This is a genomic window from Thalassotalea psychrophila (assembly GCF_031583595.1).
Lineage (GTDB): Bacteria > Pseudomonadota > Gammaproteobacteria > Enterobacterales > Alteromonadaceae > Thalassotalea_A > Thalassotalea_A psychrophila.
On record NZ_CP134145.1, the window covers coordinates 4,399,610 to 4,410,979 of the forward strand.

Here is an 11,370-nt window from a genome sequence, read left to right on the forward strand (position 1 = left end):
CTCTGGCGATTTGCATTCCTTCTTCCATGAAGTTACAAATCTACTGCCGTTTTCAACATGGATGTTGTATATGCCGTGATCGCATGGATGCGTAAGAACGGTCCATGGCGATTTGCATTCCTTCTTCCATGAAGTAAAAAACCAGAACTAGGTTCTGGTTTTTATTGTTTATTGAACAATGTGATTAATTAATAATACGAGTGTTCACCGCGCTCGTGTTCAGTTACATCACGAACACCTTTAATTTCGCCAGCCATCACTTCAATGAGTTGTTTTTCAACACCGTCTTTAACGGTTAAATCGATTTGGCTACAGCCGTTACAACCACCGCCAAATTGTAAAATTGCATAGCCATCTTCAGTCACTTCCATTAACTGACAATCACCACCATGGCCCGCCAATTGTGGATTAACTTCTGATTGAATAAAGTAATTAACACGCTCAAATAATGGTGCGTCATTATCTACTTTACGTAATTTTGCATTTGGTGCTTTCAAGGTTAACTGTGAACCCATTTGGTCAGTAACAAAGTCTACTTCAGCATCAACTAAGAATTTTTCGCTGTCTTTATCAACTAAGGCTGCAAAGCCTTTATATTCAATACGAATATCATCTGGTTCAACAGCTTCAACAGGGCAGTAAGAAACGCCACATTCAGCTTGCGCAGTACCAGGGTTTACTACAAATACTCTTATACAAGTGCCTTCAGCTTGTTGTGATAATAACTTAGCGAAATGCTCTTGTGCTGTATCTGAAATATTAATCATTTTTGTATCCATTAAATTGTTCTACTTTGTTTAGCGATAGACAATTCCATTTTAATAATGGCAATACCCGACTAAACAACTCAAGTATGTCGCTATAATACTATTCTATGCGCCTAAGAGCTAGTTTTGTCACAATGTTTAATAGCTTTTTATCACTTATTTTTGATAATAAATAGATATTTAATATTCTTTATTTTGTTAAGCTATTAAAAAGACTATAATTTTAAGTCATCAATTAAATTTTCTTCTAATATTCTTGGAGCCTTGTGTTGTTCAAATTAATTAAAGCTTTAATACTTTGCTGCACTTCTATAGCTGCGTTTGTACACGCAGAGCCTTTAGATTACTACTTTGGCAAGCAAAGCCAATATCGCCTAGACATCCCTACCCCAGAGTCTATTTTAAAGTTTAACGTTGGTGACAGACATGTACGTCACGATCAGTTAATGCAATATTTTGATGCTTTAGCGAACGCGAGCGATAATGTTACTCTTACCGACATAGGTTATACCAATGAACATCGCCGCCAAGTGGTTGCAACGGTTAGTAGTAAAGCTAACATTGCTAATTTAGATAAAATTTTAGCCAATCGTAGAGCTACAGGAAAACAAGACCCGAATGCTCCTGTTGTTGTTTGGTTAGGCTACAGTATTCATGGTAATGAAATATCTGGTGCCAATGCCTCAATGCTTGTTGCTTATAAACTAGCTGCAGCCATATCTAGCGACATTGATGCCATTCTTGAAAATGTTATTGTGGTTATTGAGCCAAGTTTGAATCCTGATGGCATGGATTTATTTACCACTTGGGTAAATTCAAACCGCAATCAATCTTTTAATACTGATCCAAACCATCGTACCCATATTCGTCAATGGCCATCTGGGAGAACAAATCATTTTATGTTTGATCTAAACCGTGATTGGTTACCGCTTTCGCAAGTTGAAAGTCAAAATCGAGTAAAGAATTTTCATTATTACAAGCCTAATGTATTAGCCGATTTTCATGAGATGGGCAGAGATGGTAATTACTTTTTTCAACCAGGCGTACCATCACGAAATAACCCAATAACACCTGCCAAAACAATAGAGTTAACTCAATTGTTTGCGACTTATCATGCCAAGTCGCTCGATGAAGATAATCGTTTATACTACAGCGAAGAGGGCTTTGATGATTTTTATTATGGTAAAGGCTCTACCTACCCAGACATTAATGCTGCTGTTGGTATTTTATTTGAACAAGCAAGTTCTCGAGGCTTTGCAACCGACAGCGCTAACGGTGAGCTGACCTTTGGTTTCGGCATTAAAAATCATGTGTTAACGTCTTTTTCAACCTTAACCGCTGCAAAAGAAAATAAAGATAAATTACATCAGCATAGAAATGAATTTTATCAAAGCATAGATAAATTGGCCGGCGATGAAGACTTTGATGGTTATTTAATTAATGAACAACATGATTCTTATCGATTAGACGCATTTCTTGCATTACTGAATCAGCACCAAATTCAAGCTTATCCACTGACGAAAACCTATCAGGGTGACGAAGAAGATTATGATCAAGGAACGAGTTACTATATTCCATTGAAACAAAACCAATATCGTTTAATTAAAACTATATTCGAACGGGTAACGTCTTTTAGAGACAATACCTTTTATGATGTTTCCGGCTGGACTTTACCATTAGCTTATAATATTAACTCCGTGCAAATAGAGAGCAGTAGAAGTTTAAAGTTCACTTCTACGCCTTGGCAACCCATTGAAGAAAAAGTAATTTCACCAACTACCCCGGCATACGCTTATGCGTTTAAATGGGATAATTATTTAGCACCAAAAATGCTAAATAAATTATTGAACAGTGGTGTAAAAGCAAAAGTGGCAACCAAGCAATTTAGCGCCAAAATAGGCAATAAAACTGAAAACTTCTCTGCAGGAACTATTGTAATACCACAAGGATTGCAGCAAGACGATAAATGGTTCAACATCTTAACGTCCATTCAGAAACAAGTGCCAATTGAGTTAACCACTATAGCTTCTGGTTTAACGGTGCAAGGTATCGATTTAGGTAGCCCTTCATTAAAGTCGTTAACCCCTATAAAAGTGCTAATGATGGGTGGCCAAGGTGTAACACCAAATGAAGCAGGACATATGCTTTATTACCTGGATAACACCTTAAATATTCCGGTAAGTATTATTGAAACCAGTCGTTTGGCGAAAATTGATTTGTCTGCCTATAGTCACATTATTATGGTAGATGGTGAGTACAAAACCATGCCTGAAGGTACCAGTAAAAGACTAAAAGCTTGGCTTGAGCAAGGTGGCAGTATTTACGCGCAAAAACGAGCATTAAAATATTTAGCAGCTAAAAATTTATTGGATGCAAGTTTTGCCAGTAAAAGTGAAATCAACCGCTTATTTAGTACTCATGATTTAAGCTACGAAGATAAAAGTGCTTTAGCCGCTCAAAAGCTTATCGCTGGTACAATATTTTCAACCAAACTCGATTTAAGCCATCCTTTAGCTTACGGCTATAACGAAGAAACATTGCCGATATTTAAAAATAGTACGGTGATTATTGAACAACCTTCAAAGCCATTTGTGACCGTTGCTAGATTTTCAAATTCACCATTATTGAGCGGTTATGCGGCACCAGAAATGATTGATAAGGTAAGTGGAAATGCGGCTATTATTGCCCATAATGTTGGCAGAGGTCGTATTATCGCAAGTTCCAGTAATTTGGTGTTTAGAGGTTATTGGCAAGGCACTGCTAAAATAGTTGCCAACGCTCTGTTCTTCTCCAAAGCTTTCAGCGTTACGGGTAAAGAGTAAAATATGTCTTTGTAATTTAGCTTGGCATAGTTAGGCAAATACTCAACACGGTAATTTTTTTTACACCGTGTTGGGTTAATAGTTTGCTCATTTCACTAACCGTTGCTCCAGTAGTTACTACATCATCAACAATACCTACATGCGCAGGCAGTTTTACCGCTTTACCTAATGTAAATGCTCCCTTTAGATTTCGCCTTCGGTTAGCTCCGCTTTGTCCTACTTGTGCGTTCGTTTTAATATGGCGAATAAGTAAGGTTTCGTTATACTCACAACCTAATTCTTTAGCGATAATTTTTGCTATCAACGCAGCTTGATTAAACTGCCTTACTTTCAAACGGTTATGGTGAATAGGAACTGAAATTAATAGCTTAGGTAGTTCTGCTGTTAAATTATATTGCTTAATACCTGCCGCCAGCATTTTTGCTAACAAGGGTGCTAATTCAAATCGTTGTTGATATTTCAACTCTCCTATCCAACGAGTAAAAGGCCAACAATAAGGTGCCAATGCAATTAATTGCTGAAAGTGAATACTGGGTAAATTCTTACTAATTTGGGGGTGATTTAATAAATTTCCATTAACTGTGGCTAAATTGAAACGGCTAATATCTTCATAGCAGGTACTGCATAACAGTGAATACTTTTCACTAGGCTGTTTACATAAATCACAACAATAAAAGTGCGCGGCTACTTTTTTAAATATAAGTGCAAGCTTGGTGAAGCTATTTTGCAGAAAAACAGATCTTTTTGCTTTGTTCATTTCCATTCAAGCCATCCTTTGCTTAAAATTAACTACTAAGTCTAATACCAATTCCATTAAACCTTTAAACACGGTAACAATTAAGCATGGCAGAACATTTGAAATTTAACATCCTAGGTAGCGGCTTTCCTCTAGTTTTTATTCATGGCTGGGGGCTTAACAGTGCTATTTTTTCACCTATGGTGGAAAAGCTAAGCGCTAATTATCAAGTAACGACTATCGACTTGCCTGGGTTTGGTCAAAATACCGAAGTACTTGTAGATGATTATTCACTAGAAAACATAACCGCTATGGTTGCAGCTTGTATTACTCAGCCTTCTATTATCATTGGCTGGTCTCTAGGTGGGCTGATTGCCACAAATATTGCCCTGCACCATCCAGAAAAAGCTCATGCTTTGGTCAGTGTTACCAGCTCTCCTTATTTCGTTGAACAACCTAATTGGCCAGGGATTAAAGCCGAGTTATTGCAAGCATTTCATCAACAACTAAGTGTCGATGCACATAAAACTATTGAAGGATTTCTTAAAATACAAGCCATGGGGTCAGAGCACGTACGTAATGATGTTAAGCAAATAAAAGCGCTAATAAATCAATATCCTGAACCAAATACACCCACTTTGGATGCTTCACTGTCACTTTTAGAAACTGTTGATTTACGCGCTAAGATACAAGCACTGAATTTACCAATACTACGCATGTATGGGCGACTAGATTCATTAGTACCAAAAGCAATGATTGAACAAATGAATAAACTATTGCCAGACAGTGACAGTTATACTTTCCACCGGGCATCACATGCGCCATTTATCTCGCACAGCGATGAGTTTTATACGGTGTTAACTGATTGGATTACTGGTAATATAAAACCAAGCTAGATAATTATAATAAGAAAATCGATGTCATCACCACTTTCCCAACTCTTAACTTTACCATGCGGCGCAATCATTAATAATCGAATTGGTAAAAGCGCAATGACCGAAGGTTTAGCCGACACTTTTGATCGGCCAACCAAGCCACTTAACCAACTATATAAAACTTGGTCACAAGGTGGCACGGGGATTCATTTAACTGGTAATGTAATGGTTGATCATCGTTATTTAGAGCGTGTTGGCAACGTGGTTTTAGAAGATGACTCTGCTCTGGATAAATTTAAAGATTGGGCCTCGGCCGGTACCATAGCGGGTAATCATTTGTGGATGCAAATCAGCCATCCAGGACGTCAATGCCCTAGTTTGGTTAACAGCCAACCGTTATCGCCATCTGATGTACAGTTAAAGATGCTTGGCTCATTTTCAAAGCCTAGAGCTTTAACCCAGTTAGAAATTGAAGACATTATTCAACGTTTCGCCAATACCGCAAGCTTGGCTAAAGAAGCAGGTTTTACCGGTGTGCAGATACATTGTGCCCATGGTTATTTGATCAGTCAGTTTTTATCACCTAAAACCAACCAAAGAACCGATCAGTGGGGTGGTAGCCTCGAAAACAGAGCCCGCTTTGCTCGTTCAATAGTACAAGCTGTACGTAAAGCCGTTGGCGATGACTTCCCTGTCGCTGTAAAATTAAATTCAGCCGATTTTCAAAAAGGTGGCTTTAGCTTAGAAGACTGCATGCAAGTTGCAGCTTGGTTAAGTGAAGACAGTATCGATCTGCTTGAAATATCTGGCGGAACATACGAGCAGCTAAGTTTAATGGGCGTTGAAGCAACAGAAGTTAGAGAGAGTACTCGTCGTCGCGAAGCCTATTTTCTTGAATATGCACAAGCGATTAAAGCCTCCGCTAATGTACCGTTAATGATCACCGGAGGATTTCGTTCTCGGGCAGTAATGGAGCAAGCAGTAGCAAGTGGTGAAATTGATATGGTTGGTTTGGCTCGTCCTTTATGCACACAACCAAACGTGTCACAATTATTGTTAGAACAAAGTATCGATAGCATCGATGATTTCGAAACCACATTAAAGATAGGTGATGGGTTTTGGGGTAATAACAGCCCTGTTGCTTTAATTAAGTCAATGAATACCGTCGGCCAAGTCAGTTTTTATTACCAACAAATAATACGTTTAGCCAATAACAAACCTGTCGATACATCGTTAAAAGTGTTCCCACTATTTTGGCAACATTTATTAAATGATACTTGTTTAAACATACGCCGTAATAAAGCACGCCGCAACAATAGTTAATACAATAAACATCTAAAAAGGAGTTAATAATGGAAGCAACTTGGAAACAAGAACTGATGAAGTACCTAAGTTATATAGGTGACGACCCGACCCTACAAGCTTCTGTGATTATTCTTATTTCTTTAGTCTTTGCCTGGGTATTAGATAAAGTAATTATCGCTTGGGTAAAAAGCTACACCGCGAAAACTAATGCCGAACTAGATGACCAACTGGTTGATTTACTACACAAACCACTCTTTTATTCTATATTAGTGATAGGTTTGTCTGTAGCCACCAGTATTGTAAAGCTGCCTGAAGCGATTACCTCCGTAATGTTTCCGATTTTGTACACCATTTTACTGGTTTTATGGACCATGTTTCTGCTTAGGATCACTAAGGTAATTCTGAGAAATATGGCAGCCAATGAAAAACACTTTCAAGTTTTGCATAACCAAACACTACCGTTATTTGAAAATTTAGCCTTAATTTTAATAGTCATACTGTCAGTATTTTATATCTTCTCTTCTTGGGATATCGATATGTCAGCTTGGCTAGCATCCGCAGGTATAGTCGGTATCGCAGTTGGTTTCGCCGCTAAAGACACTCTCGCCAATCTGTTTTCTGGCGTATTTATTATGGCCGATGCTCCATATAAAATTGGCGACTATATTGTTTTAGAAACAGGCGAACGTGGTGAAGTTACTAATATTGGTTTACGCAGTACCCGTATTTTAACTCGTGATAATATTGAAGTTACCGTGCCTAACTCGGTTATGGGCAATACCAAGGTAATAAACGAGTCTGGCGGTCCTAGTACTAAATATCGAATTAGAGCTAAGGTCGGCGCAGCCTATGGCAGTGACATCGATTTAATAGATAAGATACTCATGGAAGTTGCTAAAGAAGATACAGATATCTGCTCTTTCCCACTTCCAGTTGTACGATTTAGAATGTTTGGCGGTTCGAGTTTAGATTTTGAATTAATGGGTTGGATAAGTGAACCCGCACTTAGAGGTCGTATAATTCATCAACTTAACAGTGCTATTTACAAAAAATTTGCCGAGCACAATATTGAAATCCCTTATGCCAAGCAGGACCTTTATATTAAAGAATTCCCGGGAAGAGCTGCGGAACCAGCAGTTACAGCTGAACAGCCTGAGAGTGAACACAATACAAAGTCTAATAAACTGTAATTATGATCACTTGGCCTGCTCTTATTAAACATGACGGTGAAGACGAGCTTATTTATATAAGCTCTCTTATTGAGTGGCAAAATGATGAAGAAATGCTGCTCTATATTTTTACTGACCGTGACGTGTTGATTGACTCGGCCGGCAAAGTATTCTCCTTGTCGGTATTACAAGCAGACATTAACAGTAACGATTACCTTGCCGTTGCCAGTGTTGATAATATGGTCGAGCTTGTGCGTGACCATGCTGCGATCGCAAGACAATGCTGCATTGAAAAAATCAACTGCCAAACAACAAGACAAGCAGTTGAACTTGTTAAAGATTTAACTGACTAACAAAAATAACCCATTAACAAATTGCTTACAATTTACCAACAAATGAATACAGTAGTTCTCATACATATCCCTACAATACAATTACTCTTTCTATCAGGCATTTAATTAAATGAAATTTATCGCTGCGCTATTTTTTACATTTTTGTGTGTTGTGTTGTTCATGGCCAATACTGGTCAGCAAAGTTTCGTTATGGATATTAAAAATGCCCTGCCTTATGGTGATAAAATTGGCCACATTTGTATGTATGGCAGCCTAACTTTATTTGCCAACTATGCATTTAAGTTTCGTTATTTCGGCAATAATAAGATGAATCAATATGGCGCTGTCTTAGTACTTTTATTTAGTACGACTGAAGAGTTCAGCCAAATATTTATCGCTACACGCACATTTAGTTTATATGATATGGCAGCAAACTTTACCGGTATTACGGTATTCACCTTATTATCAATATATATCGGCAAACATAGCCAACGTTATAATCAGCGCCTAATTGCTACCTCGTGATAGCCGCCAAGTGGTAGATGAAAGATCAAAAAGGGGTCAGTACCCTTTAGCTCATAGTGGCTAAAGGATACTGACCCCTTTTTCGTTTTACTATTTATGGGCGAGGAATAAAACCTACCGCATCATAAACCGAGGTAATTACCTTACTTGCTTTCTCTGAAGCTTTTTCTGCACCTTCACGCATCACTTGGTTAAGGAATGCTTGGTCTTCACGGTATTGGTGATATTTAACTTGAATTGGCTCAAGCATAGCAACAACCGCATCAGCTACATCAACTTTTAAGTGGCCATACATCTTATCTTCATATTGAGGCACTAAGCTCTCAATAGAATTGCCCGTTGTACAAGACAATAAAGATAAAAGATTGGATACGCCAGGTTTGTTAGCAACATCAAAATAGATGTTTGCTTCTTCATCACCGTCTGTTTTAGCACTTTTGATTTTTTTACTGATTTTTTTCGGGTCTTCTAATAAGCCAATAAAGTTTTTAGGATTATCGTCTGATTTAGACATTTTTTTGGTCGGTTCTTGCAAACTCATTACCCTTGCACCAAATTTAGGGATAAATGGCTCCGGCACTTTAAAAATATCACCATGAATATTATTAAAACGAGTAGCTATATCACGAGCAAGTTCAAGATGTTGCTTTTGATCATCACCAACAGGTACACGATCTGCTTGATATAATAAAATATCCGCAGCCATTAATACCGGATAGGTAAACAAACCACTATTCATATTTGCTTCTGACTTTTGTGATTTATCCTTGTATTGGGTCATGCGGTTAAGCTCACCCATTTGTGTATAGCTATTTAATACCCAGCTTAATTGCGAATGTTCAGGAACATGCGATTGAATAAAAATCGTGCTTTTGCTTGGGTCGATACCGCAAGCTAAATATAACGCCAAGCCGTCTAACGTTGCTTTACGCAATGCAGCTGGATCAGGTCGAACAGTTATCGCATGCTGATCTACCAACATATAATAACAATCATGATCCTCTTGCATGTTTACCCACTGCTTTAGAGCACCTAAATAGTTACCAATAGTTAAATCACCTGATGGCTGACAACCACTTAATACAACTGGCTTAGACATGTATATCCTTAAAACTTAAACTGTTAATCTACTTGCGCAAGGTTACTACGCATTTGGTCGATTACCGCTTTGTAATCATTGTTTGAGAAAATAGCAGAGCCGGCAACAAACATATCGGCGCCCGCTGCAGCTATTTCTGCAATATTATCTACTTTTACGCCACCGTCAACTTGCAAACGTATATCTCGTCCACTGGCGTTAATTCTTTCTTTTACCAGCTTCAATTTATCGAGTGTTGATGGGATAAATGATTGACCACCAAAACCTGGATTAACTGACATCAATAAAATGACGTCTAATTTATCCATTACAAAATCTAGTACTTGCAGAGGTGTTGCCGGGTTTAATACTAAACCGGCTTTACAACCATGATCTTTGATGAGTTGCAATGTACGGTCAACATGATCACTACCTTCCGGGTGAAAAGTAATAATGTCTGCACCGGCTTTAGCAAAGCTAGGTATCAAACTATCAACAGGCTTTACCATTAAATGTACATCGATAGGTGCCGTAATACCGTAGTCTCTCAATGCTTTACAGATCATTGGACCAAAGGTTAAATTAGGCACGAAGTGGTTATCCATTACATCAAAATGAACAACATCAGCACCAGCGGCTAATACTTTCGCAACATCATCTCCAAGACGAGCAAAATCGGCTGATAAAATGGATGGTGCAATTAAATAAGAAGACATGGCTATTACCTTATATTTCGAATAGGCGTACTTTACCTAATGATCCGTTGAAGTTGAAGTAACATTGGGTAAATATTCAATAATAATTGTGCATGCCCTCCTTTTCTTCCTCTCTAGTATAGGAGGATAAGTACTTCCATGTGCAAAATAGGTGCATGGTGCGCACTACATTCGAGCAAAAGCTATTACTGATTAAAAACCAACCTTTATTAACAAGTTATCAACATCAGGAAAATAGCACCCTATAGCTCTATTCTTATCGTTTTTTTCATTCAGGCACTGTCCTTGCAATCTTAATAACCAGTTACTTTAAAACTATTAAAAATAAAATTATTAAAATTAGGGATTTATCATGACCAAGACATTAACTACTTCATTACTATTAACAGCATTAACAATGGGTTCTGCAGTTTCAACTTCTGTATCAGCAATTGAAATTGAAGGCGTAACTGGTAATGCGGGCGTTGTATCTCAATACTTCTTCCGTGGTATTGCACAAACAAGTACAGCTTCAGCAAGTGCTGGTTTAGATTATGAAAACGGTAATTTCTCTGTTGGTACTTGGGCTGCTGATGTACAAGACGGTTTAGAAATTGATTTCTATGGTGCATACGGTTTTGAGCTTGATGGTGGTTTAGGTTTAAGTGCTGGCTTTACTTCTTACCAATACACTGGTGATTTTGATTCGGCGTATAACGAAGTAAATCTTGGTGTAAGCTACGGCTTCTTATCTGCTTCATATAATGTTGGTGTTCATGAAGAAGATGATGCCTTAGGTATCGAAGAGTCTGATTATGACTTTATTTCAGTAACAGCTGAATATGAGAACTTTTACGCCACTGTTGCTACTTGGGGTCAAGATTTCGAAGGTGATTACGTTGAGTTAGGTTACGGCACTGAAGTTTCTGGTTTCGATATTGGCGTTGCTGTTATCGTTAACTCTGAAGAGTTAGACCTTGAAACTGGTGAAGGCGAAGAGTCATTAGTATTTAGCATTGGTAAATCTTTCTAAATAGTTTTAACTTCACTTATACTGTGAAGTAA

11 protein-coding genes are annotated in these 11,370 nt (G+C 38.0%); 7 read left to right on the top strand and 4 right to left on the bottom strand.

The window, feature by feature from the left end; genetic code table 11:
- Positions 1–188 precede the first annotated feature (188 nt).
- On the bottom strand, positions 189–767 hold the full coding sequence (nfuA, locus tag RGQ13_RS18310; protein ID WP_348391168.1) for a Fe-S biogenesis protein NfuA: 579 nt from the start codon (positions 765–767) through the stop codon (positions 189–191).
- Between the two features lie 266 nt (positions 768–1,033).
- On the opposite strand from nfuA, the gene RGQ13_RS18315 reads away from it, so the two are divergent.
- Positions 1,034–3,589: a M14 family zinc carboxypeptidase gene (locus RGQ13_RS18315; RefSeq protein ID WP_348391169.1), complete on the top strand. Its 2,556-nt coding sequence runs from the start codon at positions 1,034–1,036 to the stop codon at positions 3,587–3,589.
- A gap of 16 nt (positions 3,590–3,605) precedes the next feature.
- On the opposite strand, the gene RGQ13_RS18320 is transcribed toward RGQ13_RS18315, so the two are convergent.
- Positions 3,606–4,352, bottom strand: a complete 747-nt coding sequence (locus tag RGQ13_RS18320; protein ID WP_348391170.1) for a ComF family protein — start codon at positions 4,350–4,352, stop codon at positions 3,606–3,608.
- Between the two features lie 92 nt (positions 4,353–4,444).
- On the opposite strand from RGQ13_RS18320, the gene bioH reads away from it, so the two are divergent.
- The 5 genes from bioH to RGQ13_RS18345 all read left to right on the top strand — a co-directional run bounded on the left by bioH (position 4,445) and on the right by RGQ13_RS18345 (position 8,532).
- On the top strand, positions 4,445–5,221 hold the full coding sequence (bioH, locus tag RGQ13_RS18325) for a pimeloyl-ACP methyl ester esterase BioH (protein WP_348391171.1): 777 nt from the start codon (positions 4,445–4,447) through the stop codon (positions 5,219–5,221).
- 21 nt (positions 5,222–5,242) lie between these two features.
- Entirely contained in the window at positions 5,243–6,523 is a 1,281-nt protein-coding gene (locus RGQ13_RS18330) for an NADH:flavin oxidoreductase/NADH oxidase family protein (protein WP_348391172.1), read from the top strand.
- Between the two features lie 29 nt (positions 6,524–6,552).
- The gene (locus RGQ13_RS18335) at positions 6,553–7,695 is read left to right on the top strand and encodes a mechanosensitive ion channel family protein (protein ID WP_348391173.1); all 1,143 of its coding nucleotides are present in this window, start codon (positions 6,553–6,555) and stop codon (positions 7,693–7,695) included.
- 2 nt (positions 7,696–7,697) lie between these two features.
- Entirely contained in the window at positions 7,698–8,027 is a 330-nt protein-coding gene (locus RGQ13_RS18340; RefSeq protein ID WP_348391174.1) for a DUF4144 family protein, read from the top strand.
- Positions 8,028–8,136: 109 nt separating this feature from the next.
- Positions 8,137–8,532 carry a VanZ family protein gene (locus RGQ13_RS18345; protein WP_348391175.1) on the top strand — a complete coding sequence of 132 codons (396 nt, stop codon included), beginning with the start codon at positions 8,137–8,139 and terminating at the stop codon, positions 8,530–8,532.
- A 94-nt stretch (positions 8,533–8,626) separates the two neighbouring features.
- On the opposite strand, the gene trpS is transcribed toward RGQ13_RS18345, so the two are convergent.
- Both trpS and rpe read right to left on the bottom strand, forming a co-directional pair.
- The gene (trpS, locus tag RGQ13_RS18350) at positions 8,627–9,631 is read right to left on the bottom strand and encodes a tryptophan--tRNA ligase (protein ID WP_348391176.1); all 1,005 of its coding nucleotides are present in this window, start codon (positions 9,629–9,631) and stop codon (positions 8,627–8,629) included.
- Between the two features lie 23 nt (positions 9,632–9,654).
- Positions 9,655–10,326 carry a ribulose-phosphate 3-epimerase gene (gene rpe, locus RGQ13_RS18355; RefSeq protein WP_348391177.1) on the bottom strand — a complete coding sequence of 224 codons (672 nt, stop codon included), beginning with the start codon at positions 10,324–10,326 and terminating at the stop codon, positions 9,655–9,657.
- A gap of 352 nt (positions 10,327–10,678) precedes the next feature.
- Between rpe and RGQ13_RS18360 the strand changes: the two genes are divergently transcribed.
- On the top strand, positions 10,679–11,338 hold the full coding sequence (locus RGQ13_RS18360; RefSeq protein WP_348391178.1) for a TorF family putative porin: 660 nt from the start codon (positions 10,679–10,681) through the stop codon (positions 11,336–11,338).
- Positions 11,339–11,370: the final 32 nt, after the last annotated feature.